26 protein-coding genes are annotated in these 21,601 nt (G+C 77.2%); 12 read left to right on the forward strand and 14 right to left on the reverse strand.

Annotation, left to right across the window (positions count from 1 at the left end; genetic code table 11):
- Window positions 1-220: 220 nt before the first annotated feature.
- From FSW04_RS16590 to FSW04_RS16605, 4 genes are all read right to left on the reverse strand, one after another.
- Window positions 221-1,600, reverse strand: a complete 1,380-nt coding sequence (locus tag FSW04_RS16590; protein WP_146921224.1) for a ferredoxin reductase family protein — start codon at window positions 1,598-1,600, stop codon at window positions 221-223.
- On the reverse strand, window positions 1,558-2,667 hold the full coding sequence (locus FSW04_RS16595) for a hypothetical protein (RefSeq protein WP_146921226.1): 1,110 nt from the start codon (window positions 2,665-2,667) through the stop codon (window positions 1,558-1,560). Before FSW04_RS16595 ends, FSW04_RS16590 begins: the two co-directional genes overlap by 43 nt.
- Window positions 2,664-2,978, reverse strand: coding sequence for an antibiotic biosynthesis monooxygenase family protein (locus FSW04_RS16600; RefSeq protein ID WP_146921228.1), 315 nt, complete (start codon window positions 2,976-2,978; stop codon window positions 2,664-2,666). Before FSW04_RS16600 ends, FSW04_RS16595 begins: the two co-directional genes overlap by 4 nt.
- Window positions 2,979-3,119: 141 nt before the next feature.
- Window positions 3,120-4,412, reverse strand: a complete 1,293-nt coding sequence (locus FSW04_RS16605; RefSeq protein WP_146921230.1) for a PP2C family protein-serine/threonine phosphatase — start codon at window positions 4,410-4,412, stop codon at window positions 3,120-3,122.
- Window positions 4,413-4,483: 71 nt separating this feature from the next.
- Here FSW04_RS16605 and FSW04_RS16610 point away from each other — a divergent pair, with 71 nt between their 5' ends.
- Entirely contained in the window at window positions 4,484-5,518 is a 1,035-nt protein-coding gene (locus tag FSW04_RS16610) for an LLM class flavin-dependent oxidoreductase (protein ID WP_146921232.1), read from the forward strand.
- A 12-nt stretch (window positions 5,519-5,530) separates the two neighbouring features.
- Here FSW04_RS16610 and FSW04_RS16615 read toward each other — a convergent pair whose 3' ends face one another.
- Window positions 5,531-5,881 (reverse strand): hypothetical protein, encoded by a 351-nt coding sequence (locus FSW04_RS16615; protein WP_146921234.1) that lies wholly within the window; start codon window positions 5,879-5,881, stop codon window positions 5,531-5,533.
- An 88-nt stretch (window positions 5,882-5,969) separates the two neighbouring features.
- Here FSW04_RS16615 and FSW04_RS16620 point away from each other — a divergent pair, with 88 nt between their 5' ends.
- Window positions 5,970-6,251, forward strand: coding sequence for a YciI family protein (locus FSW04_RS16620; protein ID WP_146921237.1), 282 nt, complete (start codon window positions 5,970-5,972; stop codon window positions 6,249-6,251).
- On the opposite strand, the gene FSW04_RS16625 is transcribed toward FSW04_RS16620, so the two are convergent.
- A complete protein-coding gene (locus FSW04_RS16625) occupies window positions 6,248-7,501 on the reverse strand; it encodes a winged helix-turn-helix domain-containing protein (RefSeq protein WP_146921239.1) in 1,254 nt (417 codons plus the stop codon). The two genes, FSW04_RS16620 and FSW04_RS16625, sit on opposite strands and share 4 nt — an antisense overlap.
- Before the next feature lie 91 nt (window positions 7,502-7,592).
- On the opposite strand from FSW04_RS16625, the gene FSW04_RS16630 reads away from it, so the two are divergent.
- From FSW04_RS16630 to FSW04_RS16645, 4 genes are read left to right on the forward strand one after another with little or no spacing between them, the layout of a single operon-like run.
- Window positions 7,593-8,822: an MFS transporter gene (locus tag FSW04_RS16630; RefSeq protein ID WP_187368850.1), complete on the forward strand. Its 1,230-nt coding sequence runs from the start codon at window positions 7,593-7,595 to the stop codon at window positions 8,820-8,822.
- A gap of 48 nt (window positions 8,823-8,870) precedes the next feature.
- Entirely contained in the window at window positions 8,871-9,536 is a 666-nt protein-coding gene (locus FSW04_RS16635) for a DedA family protein (RefSeq protein WP_146921243.1), read from the forward strand.
- Window positions 9,533-10,525 carry a Kelch repeat-containing protein gene (locus FSW04_RS16640; RefSeq protein WP_146921245.1) on the forward strand — a complete coding sequence of 331 codons (993 nt, stop codon included), beginning with the start codon at window positions 9,533-9,535 and terminating at the stop codon, window positions 10,523-10,525. The genes FSW04_RS16635 and FSW04_RS16640 overlap by 4 nt, the downstream gene beginning before the upstream one ends.
- Entirely contained in the window at window positions 10,522-11,694 is a 1,173-nt protein-coding gene (locus FSW04_RS16645; RefSeq protein WP_146921247.1) for a YncE family protein, read from the forward strand. Before FSW04_RS16640 ends, FSW04_RS16645 begins: the two co-directional genes overlap by 4 nt.
- A gap of 35 nt (window positions 11,695-11,729) precedes the next feature.
- Here the strand turns inward: FSW04_RS16645 and FSW04_RS16650 are convergent, their stop codons facing one another.
- The gene (locus FSW04_RS16650; protein ID WP_146921249.1) at window positions 11,730-12,710 is read right to left on the reverse strand and encodes an ABC transporter substrate-binding protein; all 981 of its coding nucleotides are present in this window, start codon (window positions 12,708-12,710) and stop codon (window positions 11,730-11,732) included.
- 43 nt (window positions 12,711-12,753) lie between these two features.
- Between FSW04_RS16650 and FSW04_RS16655 the strand changes: the two genes are divergently transcribed.
- Complete coding sequence (locus FSW04_RS16655; RefSeq protein ID WP_146921251.1) at window positions 12,754-13,623, forward strand: queuosine salvage family protein; 870 nt, start codon at window positions 12,754-12,756, stop codon at window positions 13,621-13,623.
- A gap of 88 nt (window positions 13,624-13,711) precedes the next feature.
- Complete coding sequence (locus FSW04_RS16660) at window positions 13,712-14,197, forward strand: hypothetical protein (protein WP_146921253.1); 486 nt, start codon at window positions 13,712-13,714, stop codon at window positions 14,195-14,197.
- Between the two features lie 10 nt (window positions 14,198-14,207).
- Here the strand turns inward: FSW04_RS16660 and FSW04_RS16665 are convergent, their stop codons facing one another.
- Complete coding sequence (locus FSW04_RS16665) at window positions 14,208-14,717, reverse strand: methyltransferase family protein (protein ID WP_146921256.1); 510 nt, start codon at window positions 14,715-14,717, stop codon at window positions 14,208-14,210.
- 45 nt (window positions 14,718-14,762) lie between these two features.
- On the opposite strand from FSW04_RS16665, the gene FSW04_RS16670 reads away from it, so the two are divergent.
- Window positions 14,763-15,122 (forward strand): co-chaperone GroES, encoded by a 360-nt coding sequence (locus tag FSW04_RS16670; RefSeq protein WP_146921258.1) that lies wholly within the window; start codon window positions 14,763-14,765, stop codon window positions 15,120-15,122.
- 85 nt (window positions 15,123-15,207) lie between these two features.
- On the opposite strand, the gene FSW04_RS16675 is transcribed toward FSW04_RS16670, so the two are convergent.
- Genes FSW04_RS16675 through FSW04_RS16685 form a run of 3 tightly spaced genes read right to left on the reverse strand, consistent with a single transcriptional unit; the run spans window position 15,208 to window position 17,409 of the window.
- On the reverse strand, window positions 15,208-15,567 hold the full coding sequence (locus FSW04_RS16675) for a nuclear transport factor 2 family protein (RefSeq protein ID WP_146921260.1): 360 nt from the start codon (window positions 15,565-15,567) through the stop codon (window positions 15,208-15,210).
- Between the two features lie 40 nt (window positions 15,568-15,607).
- The gene (locus FSW04_RS16680) at window positions 15,608-16,510 is read right to left on the reverse strand and encodes a carbohydrate kinase family protein (protein ID WP_146921262.1); all 903 of its coding nucleotides are present in this window, start codon (window positions 16,508-16,510) and stop codon (window positions 15,608-15,610) included.
- A complete protein-coding gene (locus tag FSW04_RS16685) occupies window positions 16,507-17,409 on the reverse strand; it encodes a pseudouridine-5'-phosphate glycosidase (RefSeq protein WP_146921264.1) in 903 nt (300 codons plus the stop codon). Before FSW04_RS16685 ends, FSW04_RS16680 begins: the two co-directional genes overlap by 4 nt.
- Window positions 17,410-17,465: 56 nt before the next feature.
- On the opposite strand from FSW04_RS16685, the gene FSW04_RS16690 reads away from it, so the two are divergent.
- Window positions 17,466-18,128 carry a phosphoribosyltransferase gene (locus FSW04_RS16690; RefSeq protein ID WP_146921266.1) on the forward strand — a complete coding sequence of 221 codons (663 nt, stop codon included), beginning with the start codon at window positions 17,466-17,468 and terminating at the stop codon, window positions 18,126-18,128.
- A gap of 236 nt (window positions 18,129-18,364) precedes the next feature.
- Here the strand turns inward: FSW04_RS16690 and FSW04_RS16695 are convergent, their stop codons facing one another.
- Both FSW04_RS16695 and FSW04_RS16700 read right to left on the reverse strand, forming a co-directional pair.
- A complete protein-coding gene (locus FSW04_RS16695; RefSeq protein WP_146921268.1) occupies window positions 18,365-19,045 on the reverse strand; it encodes a hypothetical protein in 681 nt (226 codons plus the stop codon).
- A gap of 5 nt (window positions 19,046-19,050) precedes the next feature.
- Window positions 19,051-19,626 (reverse strand): RNA polymerase sigma factor, encoded by a 576-nt coding sequence (locus FSW04_RS16700; RefSeq protein WP_146921271.1) that lies wholly within the window; start codon window positions 19,624-19,626, stop codon window positions 19,051-19,053.
- Between the two features lie 129 nt (window positions 19,627-19,755).
- Here FSW04_RS16700 and FSW04_RS16705 point away from each other — a divergent pair, with 129 nt between their 5' ends.
- On the forward strand, window positions 19,756-20,127 hold the full coding sequence (locus FSW04_RS16705) for a TOBE domain-containing protein (RefSeq protein WP_146921273.1): 372 nt from the start codon (window positions 19,756-19,758) through the stop codon (window positions 20,125-20,127).
- Window positions 20,128-20,331: 204 nt separating this feature from the next.
- Window positions 20,332-20,967: a TetR/AcrR family transcriptional regulator gene (locus FSW04_RS16710; RefSeq protein WP_146921275.1), complete on the forward strand. Its 636-nt coding sequence runs from the start codon at window positions 20,332-20,334 to the stop codon at window positions 20,965-20,967.
- Here the strand turns inward: FSW04_RS16710 and FSW04_RS16715 are convergent.
- Window positions 20,945-21,598 (reverse strand): TetR/AcrR family transcriptional regulator, encoded by a 654-nt coding sequence (locus FSW04_RS16715; RefSeq protein ID WP_187368851.1) that lies wholly within the window; start codon window positions 21,596-21,598, stop codon window positions 20,945-20,947. The genes FSW04_RS16710 and FSW04_RS16715 overlap by 23 nt on opposite strands.
- Window positions 21,599-21,601 lie beyond the last annotated feature (3 nt).

Below are 21,601 nucleotides of genomic sequence, written 5' to 3' on the forward strand. Positions count from 1 at the left end.
CCGGACCATGGAGGCGGTCCGCGCCGCAATGCTGGTCTGGTGGCCAGGTCCGGCGCCCGGGGCGCGGCGTACCTTCACCTCACGGCCGGCCACGCGGCTCTCCCAACGGGTCGGGGCCCTGGGGACGGATTCCCAGGGCCCTGCACCCGGCCGCGCGTCAGGGGCGACGGGATCGGACCCGTCGTCCAGTCCGCCGGAGCCGGCCGGCCGGCCCCGGCGCTCAGCGCCAGTCGAAGTACTCGCGGTGGATGCGGCGCGCCGGGACGCCGGCCGCCCGCAGCCCCGTCTGGAACGTGCGCAGCATGCCCTGCGGGCCGCACATGAACACCGACAGCTCCGCCGGCCTGCCGCCCGCGACGGCCAGCACGCGCTCGGTGGTCAGCCGCCCCTCGACGCCCGTGTCGACGAGGTGGGCCTCCAGCGACGGGAAGCGCGCCGCGATGGCGCGGATCTCGTCGGCGAAGGGCGCCTCGCCGTCGGCGGTGTAGAAGAAGTCCACGCGCCGGGCCGGCTCGCCGTCCAGCGCCCGCAGCCAGCTCAGGAACGGCGCGACGCCGACGCCGCCGGCGATCCAGAGCTGGCGGTCGGTGCCGCGCTCGTGGTTGAAGCGCCCGTGCGGCCCGCCGATGACCGCGGGCATCCCGGGCTCCAGGACCTCGCCCAGCCGCGCCGTGTAGTCGCCCAGCGCCTTGACCGTCACGCGCACCACGCCCTCGTGGGGCGCGCTGGTGATCGTGAACGGGTGGCGGTGCCAGCCGTCCTTGCCCTCGAGGTAGACCATCGCGAACTGCCCGGGGACGTAGTCGACGTGCCGTCCGAGTGGGCGCAGGACGATCTCGGTGAGGTCGGCGTCCAGGCGACGCACCGAGTCGACCTCGTAGTCGTGCAGCGAGAGGAAGAACCGCGCGAGCAGCTCGCGGTAGACGTAGAAGCCCAGGCCCACCGCGCCGATCGCCACGTAGCTCCAGCGCAGCACGGGCGCACCCTCCCACGGGGTGCCGTCGAGCACGCCGTGCGCGAAGCCCGCCGCGACGAACACTCCGGTGGTGCGGTGCAGCGCGCGCCAGCGTTCGTAGCCGCCCAAGATCCGCCGCGCCTCCCGGATGCCGGGCGCGTCGCGCGCGGCGAGCACGAGCCCGCGCAGCGGCCGCGGCACGACGGACTGCCAGCGCGGCAGGATCGCCCACAGCGCCAGGCCGAGCATGCCGAGCGCGCCGAGCACGCCGAGCGGTCCGCCCAGCGCGGTGCCGTCCGGGTTGGACGACAGCAGGATGTGCGGCGCCAGGAGCACGAGCCCGGTGATCGCCGCCCGCCGGTGCCAGACCGCCGCGCGGTCGATCCCGTCGAACCACTCCTCGACCCAGGGCAGCGTGCTGATGAGCACCAGGGCCACCGACAGCAGGAGCACGGACTCCGCCCCCAGCAGCTGACCGACGTGGCGCCCCGCCGGCTCGCCGGCCGGTCGCGCGATGAGCCAGAGCACGGCCACCGCGACGACGAGCAGCACGATCGTCGCCGGGCCGACCTCCCGCGCGGCCAGGCGTGGCGGCCGCCGCGTCAGCACGGCGCCGGCGGCCCGCTGCTGCCCAGCGCGACGCACCGGCGCACCGCGCGCGGTGCGGCCCCGGCGGTTCCGCGCCAGCGGACGAGGGTCGTGTCGTAGCGGTGCGCCGCGACGCTGACCTCGAGCGTCTGGCCCGCTCGCAGGCGCAGCGCCGCGGGCGGCAGGCTGCCGGCCACGTCGACCCCCGTGACGCCGGCGGCCGGGGTGATCGTCAGGCGGCGCAGCACGCAGCGCGGGCCCGTGCAGCGCACGCGCACCCGCGCGCCCGGCGGCAGCCCGTCGACGCGCAGCCGGCGCAGCACGGGCACCGGCGCCCCCGTCCTCCAGCTCGCCGAGATCCGCGCCGGGTCGGCCAGCCCGAGCTCGTGCAGCCCCCAGGGCGGGTTGGCGTTGATGACGCGCCCCGGCCGGCACGTGGCCACGAAGCTCGCGAAGCGCGTCGAGGGGTGCTGGGCCCGGACGGTGTAGACGCCCGCCGGCACGCCGGTCCACACCACGCCGCCGTCGGCCGAGGAGACCGCCTGGGCGGGGTCGGGGATGACCTGGGCGTTGAAGTAGGTGGGCGGCGGCAGGGCCGGCGTCGTGCTCGCCGTCGCGCCCGCCACGCCGTGGGCGCCGTAGCCGATGAAGCCGGCAAAGCCGAGGTCGCGCACGTCGCGCGTGGAGAACGTCGAGACGATCGCGCAGGCGGCCGGGTCACCGGCGGCGTCGACCGGCACGCCGAGCAGCGCGACGAGTGCGCGGTAGATGTCCTGCGACGGAGTCTGGAAGTTCACGTTGGCCAGGTCGGCGCCCGCCGTGCGGAAGGTCTGCAGGTGGATCGTGTGGTGGCCGGCGGCGGTGATGTACGGCGTGACGGTCGCGTGGGCGGGCACGGCGAGGTCGTAGGTCCCGTCGGCGGCGGCGCGCGCGGTGACCGCCGGCAGCTCGGCGACGTGGATCGTCGCGCCGGCCAGCCGCACGCCGACGTTGTCGAACTCGTACGCCGTGCCGCGCAGGTGCACCCGGGCGGGCGCCGGGCCGGCCGTCGCGGTCGTAGCCAGGGCGCCCACCGCCGTGACGGCCGCGGTGAGCACGGCCGCCGCGCGGCGAGCGGTCCTCACGCGGCCGGGCCCTCCTGCTCGAGGACGTCGAAGGACCAGATCTCGCTCGTGGTGCCGACCGGTCCGTCCTGGCGGTGCTGGGCGTGGCCGGCGGCGAAGTCCGGGCTCTGCACCCAGGCGCGGAAGTCCTCCTCCGAGCGCCAGCGCGTGACGACGAGGCAGACCTCGCGCTCGTCGTTGGGGCGCAGGAGCTCGAAGCTCTCGAAGCCGGGGGCCGCCGCGACCCGCCCGGCCCGCGTGGCGAACCGCTGCGCGAAGACGTCGAAGCGGTCGCGCGGGACGGTGATGGCGTTGATCTTGACGACGCTCACGGGCCGATCCTAGGGCGCCCGGGCGGCCCTGCGCTCGCACAGCCGTGGGATACCGCAACGGTGGGATGGTGCCGATCACCCTGACCAGTCGCAGGAGTGCATCGGCGGCCGGTTCACCAGCCGGTCGGCGGTCGCGCGCGGTCAGGCGGACGGGTCGACCCGCAGGACGACGATCGCCACGTCGTCGTCCGAGCGGGGGCCCGCGAAGGCCCGCAGCGCGCCGCCGAGCGTCGCGGCGATCGCGCGCGCGTCACCGCCGGCGCCGCCCAGCGCGGCCGACAGGCGGCCCAGGCCGAACTGCTCCCGCCCCGGCCCGCGGGCCTCCGTGACGCCGTCGGTGCACAGCACCAGGACGTCGCCCGGCCGCAGGTCGAGCGCCACGTCGCGCAGCACGAGCTCGGGCAGGACGCCGAGCAGCGAGCCGGGCGCGTCGATGACGCGGCAGCCGCGGTCGTCGCGCAGCAGCGCCGGGACGTGCCCGGCGCTGCACAGCGTCGCCGCGAAGCCGCCGTCCCCCGGCGCCGGGTCCAGCGCGACCAGCAGCGCCGTGACGAAGCGCCCGTCGGTGCTGTCGTCGCGCTGCAGCGCCTCGTCCAGGAGGGCCAGGACGCGGCTGGGTCGCGCCTCGCGCATGGCGCCCGCCCGCAGCGTGTGGCGCGCCAGCGCCGTCAGCCGCGCCGCCTCGACGCCCTTGCCGCAGACGTCGCCGACGACGGCGTTCCAGCGGCGGTCGCGCGTCTCGAAGACGTCGTAGAAGTCGCCGATGAGCTCGTCCCCGGAGCCCGCCGCGCAGTAGTACGTCCCGACCTGCAGGCCGGGGACATGCGGCGCGACGGGGGGAAGCAGGGCCTGCTGGAGCGTGCGGGCCAGCATCGCGGACCGCTCGGCCGCGGCGCGCAGGGCGACCTCGCCGCTGGCGGCCTCGGCCAGCGTGCGCAGGACGTCGACGTCGTGGGTGGTCCACGTCCGCGGGACCGTGTCGACCACGCAGAAGGACCCCAGCACCTCGCCGCCCGGGGCGCGGACCGGGAAGCCCGCCCACGCCGCGACGCCCATCCCCGTGATCGCGGGGTTGTCGCGTGTGCGCGGATCGGAGGCGGCGTCGCCGACCACGAGCTCCGCGCCGGCGCCGACGACGTACTGGCAGAAGGACTCGTGCAGCGCGTTCTGGCGGTCCGCGGGGTCCTGGGCGTCGACGCCGATGCACGCCTTCCAGAACGATCGGCGCTCGTCGACGACCGTCACGAACGCCAGCGGTGCGCCGAGCGTGACCGCGGCCAGGCGCGCGAGGCGGTCGAACGGCTCCTCGGCCGGCGTGTCCAGGAGCCCCGTGGCGCGCACGGCCGCCAGGCGGTCGCGGTCGCGCACGCGCCGGTCGATGACGGCCGCGTCCAGGGCGGCGGGCCCGGCCGGCGTGCTCGGCTCCACGGTCACCGCCCGAGCGTAGACCCTGCGGGGCCGCCGCCTACCATCCGGGTCGTGCTGCCGCCGACCGAGCCCCGCCGATGACGACGCCGACCCGCGTGCCGCTCTCGGTGCTCGACCTGGCCCCCATCCGCCAGGGCGGCACCGCCGCCCAGGCGCTCGAGCAGACCGTGCGCCTCGCCGCGCACGCCGAGGCGCTCGGCTACACGCGCTTCTGGCTGGCCGAGCACCACAACATCCCGGGAATCGCCAGCTCGGCCACCGCGGTGCTCATCGGCCGGGTGGCGGCGGCGACGCAGCGCATTCGCGTCGGCTCGGGCGGCATCATGCTGCCCAACCACGCGCCGCTGGTCGTCGCCGAGCAGTTCGGCACGCTCGAGGCCCTGTTCCCCGGCCGCATCGACCTCGGCCTCGGCCGCGCGCCCGGGGCCGACATGCAGACCGCCCATGCCCTGCGCCGCGCTCAGGCCGGCGGCGGCGACTTCCCCTCCGACCTGCAGGAGCTGCGCGGCTACCTCGCCCCGGCCGCCCCGGGCCAGCGGGTCCGCGCGGTTCCCGGGGAGGGCTCGGACCTGCCGATCTACCTGCTGGGGTCGAGCACGTACAGCGCGCAGCTGGCGGCCCACCTCGGCCTGGGCTTCGCGTTCGCCGCCCACTTCGCCCCCCAGGCGATGCTCGAGGCCTTCGACCTGTACCGGTCGGGCTTCCGGCCCTCGGAGCAGCTGCAGGCGCCCCACGCGATCGTCGGCGCCTACGTCGTCGTCGCCGACACCGACGACGAGGCGCGCCGCGTGTTCAGCTCGACCCAGCAGAAGCACACGTGGCTCATCCGCGGGCGGCCCCAGGCCACGGCGCCGCCCGTCGACGACATCGACGAGTTCTGGACCCCGCGCGAGCGCGCCTCGATCGGGATCCAGCTCGGCGAGGCCGTCGTCGGGGACCCCGGCACGGTGCACGCGGGCGTGGAGGCGCTGCTGGCCCGCACGGGCGCCGACGAGGTCATCGTCGCCACGGACGCCTACGACTTCACCGCGCGCCTGCGCTCCTACGAGCTGCTGGCCGAGCTGTGGGGCCTGGACGGCGCCGCCGCCGCGCAGGCGGCCGTGACGAGCTGAGGCCCGGGCGCGTCAGAGCTGGCGCGAGGACCAGAGCATGGCGGCCAGGATGACCGACGTCAGGCCGATGGCGAGGCCGACGATCCAGCCCGCGACGTCCTGGCCCACGAGGATGGCGCCGAGCGCGACGGCGATGCCGATGATGCCGCCGGTCGCCACGAGGCGCATGAACCCGCGCTCGACCTTCGTGCGCCGCCGCTCGCGCGCGGGCACCATGCCCCGGGCGGCCGGCTCGGCCGAGCGCCCGCGGCGGCGCCCCTGGCCGGCGGGCGTCTCCTCGGGCGGGTAGGTCTGGGGGGCCTCGGCGGTCGCCGGCCGGGGCGCGCCGGACGTCAGGGGCTCGGCGGGGTCATGGGTGTCCACGGTGAGGTGGTACCCCGTGGCGGCGCATTCGAGCGCGGCGACCCTGCGCTTGCGGCGTCGCGGGGCCGCGGCTAGCGTGGGCCGCGCCATGAACGCGATCCTCTCCTACGACTACGGCCCCGACGTCCTGGAGCTCCGCACGCCGCATCGCGACGCGCACTTCGCGCTGGTCCACGCCGCGCACGCCTCCGGCGAGCTGCTCCTCGCCGGCCCGGTGGGCGAGCCCACGCCGACCGGCGCGGTCCTCGTCTTCACCTCCGAGCAGGCCGCCTCGGACTTCGCCGCCAAGGACCCCTACGTCCAGGCCGGCGTGGCCACCGCGCACCGCGTGGAGCCGATGCACGTCGTCGTCCCGGCGACGGAGGGCTAGAGCGCGGACCGCAGCGCGGGCGCCAGGCCCCCGTGCGGCCGGGCGACGACGTCGCCGCCGAGGCCGAGCCACGCCGAGAGCCGGTGCAGCTGCGCCGCGAGGACCTCGGCGGTCTCCTCCGGAGCGCCGGGCTCGGCGTGGGCGGCCTGCACGCGCAGGACGCCGCCGGCGCGATCGCTCTTGAGGTCCACGCGCGCCACGAGCCGGTCGCCGAGCAGCAGCGGCAGCACGTAGTAGCCGTGCACCCGCCGCTCCTTGGGCACGTAGATCTCGATCCGGTAGCGGAACCCGAAGAGGCGCTGCACGCGCGGACGCTCCCAGATCAGCGAGTCGAACGGGCCGACGAGCGCCTGCGCGTCGACCCGGCGCGGCACACGCGCCCCGGGCGCCAGGTAGGCCGGGGCCGTCCAGCCCTCCACCGCCACCGGCAGCAGCTCGCCCGCCTCGACGAGCTCGGCGACGCGCAGCTTGGACTCCGCGCTGGGCAGGCGGAAGTAGTCGCGCAGGTCGGGCTCGGTCGCCACGCCGAGGGCCTTGGCCGCCACGCGCAGCAGCGTGCGCTGGGCCTCGTCGTCGTCGGGCGTGGGCGCCGACAGCACGGTGGCGGGGAGCACGCGCTCGATCACGTCGTAGTGGCGCTCGAAGCGCCGGCGGCGGGCGCTGGTGACCTCGCCGCTCCAGAACAGGAACTCCAGCGCGCGCTTGACGTCGGACCAGTCCCACCACGTGCCCTTGGGGCCCCGCGGCGCGTCGAGGTGGGCCAGGTCGCCGGCGGTCAGCGGGCCGCGGTCGCGCAGGTCCTCCAGCACCGCCGCGACGAGGTCGGGGCGCTCGGTCGCGATGCGGCGCATGCCGCCCCAGGCGTCGTCGTGGGCGCGGCGCATGCGCCAGCGCAGGTGCGGCTGCAGCTCGACGCCGATGAGCGACGCCTCGTGGCCCCAGTACTCGAACAGGCGGCGCGGCGCGTGGTGCGACAGGCGGTCCAGCAGTCCGGTGTCGTAGGCGCCCAGGCGGCTGAACGCGGGAAGGTAGTGCGCGCGCTGCAGCACGTTGACGGAGTCGATCTGCAGCAGCCCGACACGGTCGAGCACGCGCGTGCGCAGCGCGCGGCCGTCGACGTCGCGGCCCAGCGGCGGGTCGGCGAAGCCCTGCGCCGCCAGCGCGACGCGGCGGGCCTGGGCGGCCGACAGCCGCTCCCGGCGGCGGGGCGCGGCGGCGACGGGCGACGACGGCGGGGAGGCGGGGTCCACCACCCCATCTTGCCCCACCGCCCAGCGGACCCGCGGCGGCGCGGACGGCCGGCGCGCCGGCGGCGTCGGGCGTGGCCTAGCCTGCCCCGCGGTGGCGTGGTCCGGGCATCTCGGGGTCCTGCGCGAGCGGCCCTACCGGCTCCTGTTCGCCGGGCAGGCGGTCTCGCTGTTCGGCGACGCCATGGTCGACGTCGCGCTGGCGTTCGCGGTCATCAAGCTCGGCGCCTCCCCGGCCCAGCTCGGCCTCGTGTTCACGGCGCGGTCGATCGCGATGGTCGCCGCGCTGCTGGCCGGCGGCGTCCTGGCCGACCGCCTCGACCGCCGGGCGATCCTCGTGGCCTGCGACCTCGTGCGGCTCGCTGCGCAGGGCGCCCTGGCCGCCGCGCTCATCGCCGGCCATCCCGCGATCTGGGTCCTGGCCGCGCTGTCGGCGGTCACGGGTGCGGCGACCGGCGTGTTCAACCCGACCTCGACGGGCTTCCTGCCCAGCGTCGTCAGCGCCGAGGGCCTGCAGCCCGCCAACGCACTGCGCGGGCTCTCGGCGTCGGCGGGCCGGATGGCCGGGCCCGTCCTGTCCGGCGTGCTCGTGGCCACCGTGGGGGCCGGCTGGGCGCTGGCCGCCGACGCCGCGACGTTCGCGCTCAGCGCCGCGTTCCTGGGCCGCATCCCGGCCATCGCGCGCACGGGCCCGGCGGCGGCGACCTCGTACCTGGCCGACCTGCGGGAGGGCTGGCAGGCGTTCCGCAGCCGCACCTGGCTCTGGGCCTTCGTCGCCTGGGCGTCGTTCTCCAACATGCTCTTCGGCTGCTGGACGGTCGTGGGGCCGCTGACCGCCGAGCGCGACCTCGGCGGCGCGGCGGCGTGGGGCGCGATCCTCGGCGCCTCGGGCGTGGGCGGGCTGATCGGCGGCGTCCTGGCCCTGCGGCTGCGCCCGCAGCGGCCGCTCGTCTTCTCGGTCCTGGCCTTCGCGATCTTCTTCCTGCCGCTCGCGCTGCTGGCCCTCGGCCTGCCGGTGGTCCCCGTGGCCGCCGGAGCGCTGGTCGGCGAGATCGGCCTCGTGCTGACGATCACGGTGTGGGAGTCGACGCTGCAGCGTCACGTCGCGCCCGCGGTCCTCTCGCGCGTCAGCGCCTACGACTGGTTCGGCTCGCTGGCCTTCCAGCCCCTCGGGCTCGCGCTCTGGGGCCCCGTCGCGGCCACGATCGGCTACCACGGCGCGCTCTGGGTGGCGTTCGTCGGCCACCTCGCCGGCGTCGCGGTGATCCTCACCGTGCGCGACGTCCGGCGCCTGCCGCCCGTGCCCCGCCCCACCCCGGGCTGAGCGCCGTTCAGGAGCGCTTCAGGCCCGGGCCCGCATCCTGGCGGTCTCGTGCACCCCTTCGTCCTCGCCTCGCTCACCGGCACCCTGACCGACTGGATCGGCCACCACGGCGCCTACGCGGTCTTCGTGATCATGGCCATCGACGCCGTGTTCCCGGCCGGCGGGGAGCTCACGATGCTCTACGCGGGGGCGCTGGCCGCCGGCGCGGTCTCTGACCGCCACGCGATCCTCTTCGGCCACGTGCTGCACAGCGGCCTGGAGGCCTACCTCGTCCTGGCCGCCGTCGGCACCGCCGGCTACCTCGCCGGCGCGCTCATCGGCTGGGGCGTCGGGCGCTTCGGCGGCCGGCCGCTGCTGGAGCGCCACGGCCGCTGGCTGCACCTCGGCCCCGACAACCTGGCCCGGGCCGAGCACTGGTTCGCGCGCCACGGCCGCGCCGCGGTACTGTGGGGGCGCCTGACCCCCGTCGTGCGCTCATTCATCTCGATCCCCGCCGGCGCGCTGGAGAGCCCGCCCGCCTCCTACGCCGTGCTGACGCTGATCGGCTCGGCGATCTGGTGCTTCGCGTTCGCCGGCGCCGGCTGGGCGCTGGGCTCGAGCTATGACCAGGTCCACCATGCCTTCACCGGCGTGGAGGTCGCGGTCGTCGCCCTCGCCGTGCTGGCAGCCGGGCTGCTCGTGCACCGCCGGCGCCGCGCCGCGCCGAGCACGTGAGAGCCCGCGCCGGCGCCCTGGTCCTCCTCTGCGGCGCCGTCGCCGGCTGCGGATCGGCCGGCGGAGCCCCGACGACGACCGCGGGGCGCGCCGGCGCGACGACCGCACGGGCGGCCGGGGCCGCCGCACCGGCGGCCCACCTGCGCCTGGCGGGCCGCGCGGCGCTCCCGGCGCCCGTCCAGCTCCCGGCCCTGGTGGCCGTCGGCACCCGCGTCCTGGCGATCGGCGGCCTGGACGCCGCCGACGGATCGGTGGCCGGCATCGTCCGCGTCTGGCCCGGGACGCCACGACGTGTCGGCGTGCTGCCCGCCGCGGCGCACGACATCGGCGGCGCGGCACTGGGCGCCCGGGCCTACGCGTTCGGCGGCGGCACCGCCGGCGGGCCGGTCGCGACGATCACGGCGATCACCGCCGCCGGGGCCACGTCGCCCGCCGGGCGCCTGCCCGCCGCGATCTCCGACACCGCCGCCGTGACGATCGGCTCCACGGCCTACATCGTGGGCGGCTACACGACGACGACCCCGCTGCGCTCCGTGCTCGCGTTCCGGCCGGGTCACGCGGTGCGCGACGTCGCCACCCTCCCCCATCAGCTGCGCTACGCCGCGGTCGCCGCGATCGGCGGCCGGATCCTCGTCGCCGGCGGGACCGACGGCGTGCACGGTCGCCGCGAGATCCTCTCCGTCGACCCCGTCGGCCACCGGGTCCGGGTCCTCGCCCGCCTGCCCGGCCCGCTGTCGCACGCCGCGGGCGTCGCCGCCGGCGGCACGTTCTTCGTCCTGGGGGGCCGCGGCGACGCCCTCACCTCCCAGCGCGCCGCGATCCTGGCCGTCGACCCCTCCACCGGCCGCGTGCGGCCGGCCGGTCGCCTGCCCGTCGCGCTGTCGGACCTCGCCGCGGTGCAGGTCGGCGGGCGCGTCCTGGTCGTCGGCGGCCGCGACGCGGCCGGCGGCGTGCACGCCGAGCGCTGGACCCTGCAGGTGCGGCCGTGAGGGGAGCGGCCGCCGTGCTCGTGGCCGCCGGCGCGCTCGCGCTCGCCGGCTGCGGCGGCACGGCCCACAGGGCCACCACGACGACGACCGCGCGGGGCACCGGAGGCGCCGGGCCCGACCCGGCCTCGGCCACCCCGCCCCGCGCGGGTCGCATCCCTCCGCTGCTGTCGCGCTCCGACGTCTACGCCGCCGGCCGGCCCGGACGGCTCATGCCGGTCGCGCGGCGCGCCCTGTCGCGGATCTACGTGCCGGCGAGCAGGAGCAACGCGGTCGACGTCATCGACCCACGCACCGCGCGCGTCGTCGGCCACTTCGCCGTCGGCGCGCTGCCGCAGCACATCACGCCCTCGTGGGACCTCAGGACGCTCTGGGTCACCAACGACCTGGGCAACTCGCTCACGCCGATCGACCCGCAGACCGGCCGGCCCGGGCGGCCCGTGCCGGTGCTCGACCCCTACAACCTGTACTTCACCGCCGACGGGCGCCGCGCCATCGTCGTGGCCGAGGCCCACCGGCAGCTGGACTTCCGCGAGCCGCACACGATGCGGCTCGTCCACACGCTGCCCGTGCCGCAGTGCGCCGGGGTCGACCACATGGACTACACCGCCGACGGGCGCACGGCGCTGGTCTCGTGCGAGTTCGCCGGGCGGATGATCGTCGTCGACCTCGTCCACGAGCGCGTGGTCAAGACCATCGAGCTCAAGCCGGGCGCGATGCCCCAGGACGTCAAGCTCTCGCCCGATGGGCGCACGTTCTACGTCGCCGACATGATGAACAACGGCGTCTGGCTCATCGACGCCCGCCGAATGCGCGAGATCCGCCTGCAGCCCACGGGCGCCGGCGCGCACGGCCTCTATCCCAGCCGCGACTCCCGGGTGCTGTTCGTGTCCAACCGCGGGGCCGGCTCGATCACCCGCATCTCGTTCCGGACGCGGCGTCCCATCGGCACCTGGCACCTCCCCGGCGGCGGCTCGCCGGACATGGGCGGCGTCTCGGCCGACGGCAGGGTCCTCTGGCTCAGCGGCCGCTACAACGCCGAGGTGTACGCCATCTCGACGACCACCGGACGCCTGCTGCACCGCATCAAGGTCGGGCTCGGGCCGCACGGCCTGTGCGTCTGGCCCCAGCCCGGCCGCTACTCCATCGGCCACACGGGCATCCTGCGCTGAGCCGCGGCGGCCGGCGGCCGGCGGCCGGCGGCCGCTCAGCTCGCGCGCAGGAACCCGAAGGCGAACGCGCGGCCGACGTCGAGCGGACGGCCGATGATGCCGATCCGTGCGTCGAAGGCCGCCCAGCGGTCCAGGACGGCCCGGTCCAGGGCCAGGTCGCGGGCGAAGATCGGCCGCACGGCGGCCAGCTGGGCGGCGATGAGCCCGGTGTCGGGCGTCTGGGCCTCGTGGGCGATCTGCGTGACGGCGGCGCGCGGGTCGCGGTCCACCGCGGCCATGCCGTCGCGGACCGCCAGCAACGCGGCGCGGATCCGGCCCGGCTCGCGTTGCAGCGTGCGCCGCGCCGTGACGAGCACGACCTCGGGGTAGGCCGGCGCGCCGTAGTCCTCGATGCGGAACTCGCGGATCGCGACATGCCGGCGGCGCAGGGCGACGCCCTCGGCGTTCCAGAACACCGGGGCTGCGTCCACGCGCCCGGTGAACAGGCTGGACACCGCGTTGAAGCCGATCGTCACCTCCTTGATCCGCGACGGGTCGCCGCCGTCGTGGCGGACGATCGCGTCCACGAACGCGGGATCGGACGGCAGGCCCGAGACCCCGACGGCGTGGCCCTCGAGGTCGCGCGGGCGGCGGATGCGCGAGCGCGCGACGAGCGCGGCCAGCGGGCTGCGGACCAGGGCGCCGACGGCCACGACGTCGATGCCGCGCTCCCGGGCGATGGCGAGGTCCTGGATGTCGAGCACGCCGAGGTCCAGGCGGCCGGCGGCGACGAGCTTGAGCGCGTCGGGGCCGCCCGCGGGCCGGCGGATGACCAGGTCGATCCCGTGGGCGTGGTCGGCGTGGGTGCGGACCGCGGCGAACAGCGGCGCGTGCACGGCGTTGGCGGTGAAGTCCAGCGCGAGCTGCACCCGCGGGCGCCCGCCCGCGCCGCTGCCCGACCCGCCGCAGGCCGACAGCGAGACGGCGGCGGCCAGGGCGGCGACCAGGGCGGCGGTGGGGCGACGGCGACGCGGCATGCGGCGCGTCAGTCTGGCGCACGCGGCCCTACGGTGTCCTGCCATGCCGTCCCCCACGCTGCCCGACGAGGTTCGCCGCCACTGCGCCGCCGTCGCGGCGTCGGCGCGCCACATCCGCATCGACGTCGGCGCGGCCGCCTACACCGCGGGCACCGCCGGCCTGCACGCCGGCGACCACTTCCTGGAGGGCGAGCCCGACGACGTCGCCCGCTACGTCCTGATCCTCGACGCCATCAACTTCGGCTCGGGGTGGTTCCCCACGCTGCGCGACGGCAGCACGAACGGGATGACCCGGCGGCTGACCGCCCACGCCCGCGCCCACGGCGGCCCCTGGGACGCCCTGGCGCTGCGCGCGATGGACGCCGCCACGGTCGCCGGCGTGCTCGGCGAGGACCCCGCCCACCCGCTCATGGCGCTCTACGCCCGCGGCCTGGCCCAGCTCGGGGCCCTGCTCGGCGACCGCCGGGCGCTCGACCTCGTCGCCGACGCGCGGGGCTCGGCCGCCCGGCTGGCCCGCATGCTGGCCGACGGCCTGCCGTTCTACGCCGACCACGGCTTCTACAAGCGCGCCCAGATCACCGCCAACGACCTCGCGCTGGCCGGCGTCGCGGCGTTCGCCGACCTCGACTCGCTCACGGTCTTCGCCGACAACCTGCTGCCCCACGTGCTGCGCACCGACGGCGTCCTGGTCCTGGACGCCGGCCTGCAGCGCCGCCTGGACGCCGGCGTGCCGCTGGCGGCCGGCAGCCGCGAGGAGGTCGAGATGCGAGCCTGCGCGGTCCACGCGTGCGAGGGGCTGGCCCGCGCCGCAGGGGTTCCGCCGCGGCTGCTGGACAACTGGCTCTGGCACCGCGGGCTGCAGCCCCGCTACGCCGCGCGGCCCGCGCACCGCACGCAGACCGTCTTCTACTGACGGCCCGGCGGGCCGGCCTCGGCGGACCGCCGGCCGGCGGCCTGACACGACGGCGCTCGGGCGGGCGCTAGCGTGCGGGGCGTCGCCCATGTCCGAGCACCGCGACGACGAGCCCCTCCTCCCCTCGCCGGCCGAGCGCCACATCGCCCGCAGCCGCATCGACGAACGGCCCGCCGGGCCGCTCAGCGAGCAGCAGCTGCACACCCAACGCTCGGTGGAGTCCTACCTGCGCGGCGCGGTCATGCCCCGCTACATGACGCGGCTCCGCGACATCCACAAGGCCACGGGCCGCCACCGCGAGGCGCTGGCCGAGGCCTACGACGAGCTGGTCGCCGAGCTCGGCGGCGACCCCGACGCCTTCGCGCTGGCCTGGACCGAGCGCGTGCGCGCCTGGTCCTTCGATGCCGTCAACGAGCTCATCCGCCAGCACAACGAGTGGTACCCCATCGAGCGCCAGCTGCCGCTGGACCTGCGCACCCGCGACTACGTGCTCATCGCCGGGCGTTCCTACCGCCGCGACGAGCTCGACGCGGCGTGGGCGCTGGCGCAGTTCCCCGCCCGGCCCCCGGGCTGAGCGGACGGGCTCAGGCCGGGGGCGGCCGCCAGGGCGTCAGCCGCGGCCACCAGGCCGGCACCGCGGCGCGGTAGGCGTCGTAGGCCGGGCCGAAGCGGCGCGCCAGCCGGGGCTCCTCGACGAGGCGGCCGAACGTGCCCAGCGCCGCCAGGTAGAGCGCCGCCGCGCCCAGCAGCACGGGCTGGGCGAAGGCCAGGGCCTCCCCGGCGATGACCGTCGCGGTCGCCAGGTACATCGGGTGGCGCACGTGACGGTAGGCGCCGGTGACGATGAGGCGCGTCGTCGGCGCCGCCGGCGACGGCGTCCCCGCCCCGTGGGTCACGAAGCGCAGCAGCACGCCCGCCAGCACCGCGAGGCCCGCGACCATCAGGACGACCCCCGCGGCGCGCAGCGCCGCCGGCCAGTCCCCGCCGCCGCCCACGTCCGTGCGCGTGAGCAGCCACGGGCCGACGCCGGCCTCGAGTCCCGGGCCGAGCAGCACGAACAGGGTGGTGCCCCTCGCGGCCTGGGTCCGGTGCACGGCGCAGATCTTGCCGGAGTCCGCTCGGTCTAGGCTGCGTGGTGCATGAAGCACCACCTGCGACCGCTGTTCGACCGCATCGTCATCAAGGAGCTCGAGCCCGAGCGCTTCCGGCGCTCCGGCCTGCTGGTGCCGCCCGGCACGAACGAGCCGCCCCCGCAGCACGGGATCGTGCTCGCGGTCGGGCAGGGCCTGGACTGGTGGGAGCACGTCGGGGTCAGCATGCCGGTCACGCCCGGCGACCACGTCGTCTTCCCCGCCTCGGCCGGCGTCTGGATCGACGTCGACGAGGAGCGCCTGCTCGTCTGCCGCGTGGGGGAGATCCTCGGCGTGCTCGAGGAGGCGCGGTCGGGCGGCGACCGCGCGCCGCTGCCCGACCACCCCGAGGACGTCGAACCGGACTAGGGCGAACACCGGCCCCGCGGGGCCGGGTTCGCCGCGGGTGTCGGCCCAGGGGGCCGAACCCGAACCCCCGGATGGACCGACGCCGCTAGACGGGCTCCAGGAAGCCCGTCACCGCGCGCAGCCGCCCGTCGTCGTCGAGCGTCGCGAAGTCGATCCCGATGGCCGCGGGCGCGCCGCCGTCCTCCGGTACGAGGTGCCACGCGAAGCGCACGCGGTCGTGGTGGGCGTCGGGGGCGCCGGCCAGGACGAAGCGGTGGCCGGGGAACTGCGCCTGCGCCCCGGCGACCATCGCATCGATGCCGTCGTGGCCGCGGCCCTCCATGAGCGGGTCGAGGTAGGCGGCGTCGGGCGAGAAGGCCTGCGCGACGAGCGCGCGGCGCCGGTCCGCGTCGCCCTCGTTCCAGACGGCGATGTAGGTCGTGACGAGGTCGGTGATGTCGGTCATGGGCCCACCGTCCCAGCCCGCCGGCGGCGCGGCGATGACCTCACAGGTAGGGATGGGCGCCCAGGTGCGCCACGGCTCGCGCCCCGGTCGCGCACCCCGCGCGCAGCGCCCGGGCGGGCTCCCGGCCCGCGCGGCGGGCGGCCAGCCAGCCCGCCGCGAACGCGTCGCCCGCGCCCGTGCTGTCGAGCACCGCCGCGGGGGGCGCGGCGCAGCGCTGCACCGACCGGCCGTCGGTCCACAGCGCCCCGGCGGCGCCCAGCGTGACGACCACCTCGGCCGCGCCGGTCGCCGCGGCCAGCGCGCGCGCCGCGGCCTCGGGCTCCGCCTCGCCGGTGAGCACCCGGGCCTCGTCGAGGTTGGGCAGCAGCAGGTCGGCGCCCGCCAGCCAGGCCAGGGCGGCCTCGGCGCCGCAGGCCGCCAGCGGGCCGGCCGACGCCGGGTCGACCGAGGTCGTCATGCCCGCCGCCCGGGCGCGCGCCAGGGCGGCCAGGCCCGCGGCGCGCCCGCCGGCGTCGAGCAGGACGTAGCCCGAGAGGTGCAGGTGGCCGCCGGCGGTCAGGGCCTCCCCGGGCAGGTCGGCGGGCGACAGGGCGAGGTTGGCGCCGCGGTCGGTCAGCATCGTGCGCTCCGCGTCGCCGCCGACGAGCACGACGCAGGTCCCCGTCGGGCGCTGCGGGGTGGCCGTGGCGCGGACGTCGACGCCGGCCTCGCGCAGCTCGGCGACCGCCGCGCGCCCGGCCACGTCGTCGCCCACGCGGGCGACGAGAACCACGGGCACGCCGCCGTCGGCCAGCCAGGCGGCGACGTTGGCCGCCGCGCCGCCGCCCGCCCAGCGCACACGCGCGGGCGTGTCGGTCCCGGGCTCGGGCGGCCAGGCGTCCGGGAGCGCCACCACGTCGACCATGACGTCGCCCACGACGACGATCGGCGCGCCCGCGCTCATCCGGCGGCGGCGACCGCGATCTCGGCCGCCAGCCGGGCGTTGGCGAGCACGAGCGCCACGTTGGCCCGCAGGCTCTCGCCGCCCGTGCGCTCGTGCAGGCGCGCGAGCAGGAACGGCGTGACGTCGCGGCCGCGGACGCCGTCGCGCTCCGCGTCGCGCAACGCCTCGCCGACCACCTGCTCGTGCAGCGCGGGGTCGAGCTGCGCGCCGGGCGCCAGCGGGTTGGCCACGACGAGCGCGCTGCCGTCCAGGCCCAGCCCGGCGCGCGCCGCCAGCACGGCGGCGATCTCCTGCGGGGAGTCCAGCCGCCACGGCAGGTCGTGGCCGCTGTCGGTGAGGTAGAAGGCCGGGAAGCGCGAGGTCCGGTAGCCCGCGACCGCGACGCCGAGCGTCTCCAGCCGCTCGAGGGTCGCGGGGATGTCCAGGATCGACTTCACGCCGGCGCACACGACGCAGATGCGGGTGCGGGCCAGCGCGACGAGGTCGGCGGACTCGTCCCAGGTGTCGCGGGCCTCGCGGTGCACGCCGCCCAGCCCGCCGGTGGCGAACAGGCCGATCCCGGCCCGGGAGGCGACGTGCGCCGTGGCGGCGACCGTCGTCGCGCCGGTGGCGCCGCGGGCCGCCGCGATGGCCAGGTCGCGCGCGCTGCACTTCACGACGTCCTCGCGGTCGGCGATCGCCGCCAGGCCCTCGTCGTCGAGCCCGACGCGCACCCGGCCGTCGACGAGCGCGATCGTCGCCGGCACCGCGCCCGCGTCGCGCACGGCCTGCTCGATCTCACGCGCGATCCGGGCGTTGTCGGGGCGCGGCAGGCCATGGGAGATGATCGTGGACTCGAGGGCCACGACCGCGCGGCCCCGATCCAGGGCGGCGGCGACCTCGTCGGCGACGGTGAGCATCGCCGCGGCACGGTAGCGCCGCGGCCAGAGGCGTACGGTGCGACCACACGCCGCCCATGTCGCTCCGCCCCCGCCCCGCCTCCCCGTTCGCCGACCGCACCGCGGCCGGCGACGTCCTGGGCGCCGAGGTCGCCCGCCTGCTGGCCGGCGAGCCCGCCCCCGTCGTCCTCGGGCTGCCGCGCGGCGGGGTGCCGGTCGCCGCCGGGGTCGCCCGGGCGCTGGGCGCGCCGCTCGACGTCCTCGTCGTGCGCAAGCTCGGCGTGCCCGGCCACGAGGAGCTGGCGTTCGGGGCGCTGGCCTCCGGCGGCGTGCGGGTCCTCAACGACGACGTCGTCGCCGAGGCCGGGCTCGGCGAGGACGAGATGGCCGAGGTGGCCCGGCGCGAGGGCGCCGAGCTCGAGCGCCGCGAGCACCGCTACCGGCCCGGGCGCCCGCCCGTCGAGGTCCAGGGGCGCACCGTCGACCTCGTCGACGACGGGTTGGCGACCGGCGCGACGATGTCGGCCGCCGTGCACGCCGTCCGCGTCCGCGCCGCGCGCCGCGTCGTGGTCGCCGTGCCCGTCGGGTCGGCCTTCGCATGCGACCGCCTGGCCGCCGAGGCCGACGCCCTGCTCTGCTGCCTGGAGCCGGTCCGCTTCCAGGCCGTGGGCCGCTGGTACCGGGACTTCACCGCGGTCGGCGACGACGCCGTCGCGGCGATCCTCGCGTCGGGCGGCTGACGCCCTGGCGAGCGCAGTTCCCGGAGCTCGAGCCCGACGTCATGACCCTGGACCTCACCAGGGCCGAGAAGGGGGGCCTGACGGCCCTGCGCGAGATCATCGTGCTGGACCCCGGCGCCCGCGTCGTCATGTGCTCGGCCCTCAGCCAGGAGCCCAAGCCGCTGTCGGCGATCGCCGAAGCCTCGGCCTGGCCGCACCCGCCGGCCGGCCCGTCCGCGGGCCGGCCCGCGGCAGCCTCAGCTCAGCGTCGCGAAGCGCACGAGCTGCGCCACGCCCGCCGTCCGGCTGGCCAGCACGCACGTGTGGCCGGCCAGCCGCCACGTCATGACGGTCGCGCCGTCGCGGCGCACGACCGCGAGGTCCAGCCCGCCCCGGCGCAGGTGCCGTGCGCCGGCCGGGACCGCCAGCGGCGCCCCGCCGACGATCGTGTACCCCACGTCCCCCACCGGGCCGCGGTAGGTGACGGTGACGGCGTCCCGGTCGCCGACGTCGTCGTAGCGCGCGCCGGTGGCCCGCCAGTTCGGCCACACGTGCCCGTAGTTGGGGAACGCGATGCCGCCGATCTCGGCGCGGGTCAGGCGCGCGTCGGTGGCGCTGACGGCGGGCGCCGGCGCGTCGGGCCGCGAGAGCGCCAGCGCGGCCGCGTCGGCCACCGACGGCGCACCGGGGCCGCCGGCGGGCAGCGCGATCAGGACGACGGCCAGCGCGACGGCCAGCGCCCCGAGCGCGCCCGCGAGCACCGCGGGGCGGCGCAGGCCGCGCCGGACGGCGGCGCCCGCCTGGGAGCGCTCCTGCTGCTCGGCCAGCCGCACGCGCAGCGTCTGGGGCGCCTGCACGGTCCGCATCGCGGCCTGCACGGCGCGCCCGACGGCCTCCGTGTCGGCGTCGGGACGGGGGTCGCCGGGATCGGGGGGCATGGTGGTCATCGGTACGAGGCGCCCGGGGCGGGGTCGGCGGCGCCGAGCAGGCCGGCCAGGCGTGCCCGGCCGCGGTGCAGGCGGGTGGTGATCGTGGCCTCCTTGGCCTGCAGGGCCCGCGCCGCCTCACGGTAGGACAGCCCGACGACGTCGATGGCGATGACCGCGTCGCGCTGGTCGCCGGGCAGCGCACCGATCGCCGCGAGGAGCTCGCTGATGCGCAGCGCGGCCTCGGGGTCGCGGGGGTCGCCGGGCCGCGTGCCGGGATGGCGCTCGGGGTCGAGCTCCACCGGCGCCGGGCGGCGCTGCGCGGTGCGGATGCGGTTGAGGAACGTGTTGCGCAGGACCCGCAGCAGGTAGCCCAGGTCGTCGTCGCGGCGCAGCAGCCGCGGCTTGGCCAGCACGCGGGCGTAGGTGTCCTGGACGAGGTCCTCGGCGTCGTGGCGGTTGCCGCAGAGGGCGAGCGCGGCGCGGTAGAGCCGGTCGACGTGGTCGCCGAGCCGGGCGGGGTCCAGCAGCCTGGGCGGCCCGTCGGGCTCCATCGAGCCGACTGTAACGGCGATCGCGACGGCCGACGTCATCAGCTCATCGTCCGTGCGGCGCCGGCGGGAGACATGCCCGGGAAGACCCCGTCGCGCCGGAGTCCTTCCCGAGGGCGCCGTCCGGGGGTCAGGCGGCGAACGACCGGCGGCGGCGCTAGCGTCGCCGACATGCAGAACCTCGTGCGCATCGGGGCCGCCGCCTCGGCGCTGGGCGTCAGCGTCGACACGCTGCGCCGCTGGGAGCGTGACGGCCGCGTCGTCTTCGAGCGCCAGGGCGGCCAGCGCTACCTGCGCTCCGACCAGCTCGCCGCGCTCCTGCGCGAGCGCCCCGCCCCGGAGCACACGAGCGCGCGCAACCGCCTGACCGGCGTCGTGGTCGCCGTCAAGCGCGACGGCGTGATGGCCCAGGTCGACCTCGCCTGCGGGCCGTTCCGGATCGTCTCGCTCATGTCGCGCGAGGCCGCCGACGAGCTGGGCCTCGAGCCCGGCGTGCCGGCCACGGCGATCGTCAAGGCCACCAACGTGATCGTCGACGCCTGAGCTCCGAGGGAGCCGCGCGTCAGTGCGGGCGCAGGGCCCCGCCGCAGTGCGGGCAGGAGCTGCGTTGCTGCTCGTCGCGCCGGGCGAACCAGAGACGCAGGCAGCGGTTGCAGATGTGACGCATGCCCGGGTGATCGGCGTCGCTCAGCGATCCTGAAGGCGCCGGCCACGCGGGCGGGCCGGCGCCCGTTAGGCTCCTCGCGGATGGCGCGGCCAGCCCCGAGCACCGACCAGCGCGGCGGGCAGGAGCTGCTGCACCGCCGGCGCCTGCTGCAGGCCATGGCCTCCGTGGTGGCCGAGCACGGCTACGCGGCGACGACGATCGCCGACGTCGTGCGGGTCGCTCGGGTCTCCAAGTCGACGTTCTACGCGCACTTCGACGACAAGGAGCACTGCTACGTCGCGCTGTACTCCACCGCCACCGACAAGGTCATCGAGGCCATGCGCGAGGCCGACGAGCAGGCCGGCGCGCTCGGCCTGCCCTGGCGCGGGCACCTCCTGGCCGTCAACCGCGCCCACCTCGGCGCGCTGGCCGCGGGCGGGCCGCTGACGCGGTCGATGCTCATCGAGGTCCAGACCGCCGGCCCGTCGGCCCAGGCCATGCGCCGTGACGTCTTCGGCCGCTACGCGCGGCTGATGTGCGAGCTGGGCGAGGCCGTGCGCCGCGACGAGCCGCGCCTGCGCCGGCTGTCGCCCGGGATCGCGCTCGGGATCGTCGGCGGCGTCAACGAGCTCATGATGGAGGCCATCGAGCGCGGACCGGTCGAGGCGATCACCGGCCTCGTCGACGTCGCCACGGAGCTGTGGGCCGCGGTGCTCACGGCGCCGGGGCCCGGCTGAGCAGCCGGCGCTCGACGTCGACCACGGCGTCCAGCAGGCCAGGCAGGCTCGCGGCGCCCTGGGTCAGCAGGCGGTCGGTGACGAGCTCGTCGATCGCCCCGACGGCGGCGCGGAAGACGTGCGCCGGCGGCTGCGGCTCCCCCGTGCGCAGCGCCGTGGCCAGGTGGCGCTCGGCCAGGAAGCCGGCGAAGCGCTCGCGCACGGCGGCCCGGCGCTGCAGCGCCCGCGGACCCGCGGCGAGCACCTCGACGAGGAACGCGCGGGCGAACGCCGGGTTGTCGGCCAGGAGACCGAGGTAGGTGCCTGCGGCCGCGCGCCGGGCGCGCTCGGGATCGTCGGCGGTGGGGCCCGGCGACGCGGCGATGGCGTGCAGGAGGCTCTGGACCCCGGCGTCGTAGGCGGCCAGGAAACACTCCTCCTTGTTGGCGAAGTGCTCGTAGAACGTGCGACGCGAGACGCGGGCGCCCTCGATGACGTCGGCGACCGACGTCGCCCCGTAGCCCTTCTCCGCCACGACCTCGGCCAGCGCGACGAGCATCCGGCGGCGCTGGGACTCGGCGACGACCTCGCGCGAGGCGGCGTGGCGGCCGCGCGGCAGGACGTCCGGGGGTTCGGGATCCTCGTCGATCAAAGA

The sequence above is a fragment of the Baekduia soli genome, assembly GCF_007970665.1.
Taxonomy (GTDB): domain Bacteria; phylum Actinomycetota; class Thermoleophilia; order Solirubrobacterales; family Solirubrobacteraceae; genus Baekduia; species Baekduia soli.

Bases quoted from the DNA above. Each gene is read 5' to 3' on its own strand.
- FSW04_RS16710 (WP_146921275.1), top strand. From the start codon at position 20,332: ATGGCGCGGCCAGCCCCGAGCACCGACCAGCGCGGCGGGCAGGAGCTG.
- FSW04_RS16675 (WP_146921260.1), bottom strand. From the start codon at position 15,567: ATGACCGACATCACCGACCTCGTCACGACCTACATCGCCGTCTGGAAC.
- FSW04_RS16650 (WP_146921249.1), bottom strand. From the start codon at position 12,710: ATGCCGCGTCGCCGTCGCCCCACCGCCGCCCTGGTCGCCGCCCTGGCC.
- FSW04_RS16705 (WP_146921273.1), top strand. From the start codon at position 19,756: ATGCAGAACCTCGTGCGCATCGGGGCCGCCGCCTCGGCGCTGGGCGTC.
- FSW04_RS16695 (WP_146921268.1), bottom strand. From the start codon at position 19,045: ATGCCCCCCGATCCCGGCGACCCCCGTCCCGACGCCGACACGGAGGCC.
- FSW04_RS16655 (WP_146921251.1), top strand. From the start codon at position 12,754: ATGCCGTCCCCCACGCTGCCCGACGAGGTTCGCCGCCACTGCGCCGCC.
- FSW04_RS16670 (WP_146921258.1), top strand. From the start codon at position 14,763: ATGAAGCACCACCTGCGACCGCTGTTCGACCGCATCGTCATCAAGGAG.
- FSW04_RS16690 (WP_146921266.1), top strand. From the start codon at position 17,466: ATGTCGCTCCGCCCCCGCCCCGCCTCCCCGTTCGCCGACCGCACCGCG.
- FSW04_RS16700 (WP_146921271.1), bottom strand. From the start codon at position 19,626: ATGACGTCGGCCGTCGCGATCGCCGTTACAGTCGGCTCGATGGAGCCC.
- FSW04_RS16610 (WP_146921232.1), top strand. From the start codon at position 4,484: ATGACGACGCCGACCCGCGTGCCGCTCTCGGTGCTCGACCTGGCCCCC.
- FSW04_RS16680 (WP_146921262.1), bottom strand. From the start codon at position 16,510: ATGAGCGCGGGCGCGCCGATCGTCGTCGTGGGCGACGTCATGGTCGAC.
- FSW04_RS16620 (WP_146921237.1), top strand. From the start codon at position 5,970: ATGAACGCGATCCTCTCCTACGACTACGGCCCCGACGTCCTGGAGCTC.
- FSW04_RS16660 (WP_146921253.1), top strand. From the start codon at position 13,712: ATGTCCGAGCACCGCGACGACGAGCCCCTCCTCCCCTCGCCGGCCGAG.
- FSW04_RS16685 (WP_146921264.1), bottom strand. From the start codon at position 17,409: ATGCTCACCGTCGCCGACGAGGTCGCCGCCGCCCTGGATCGGGGCCGC.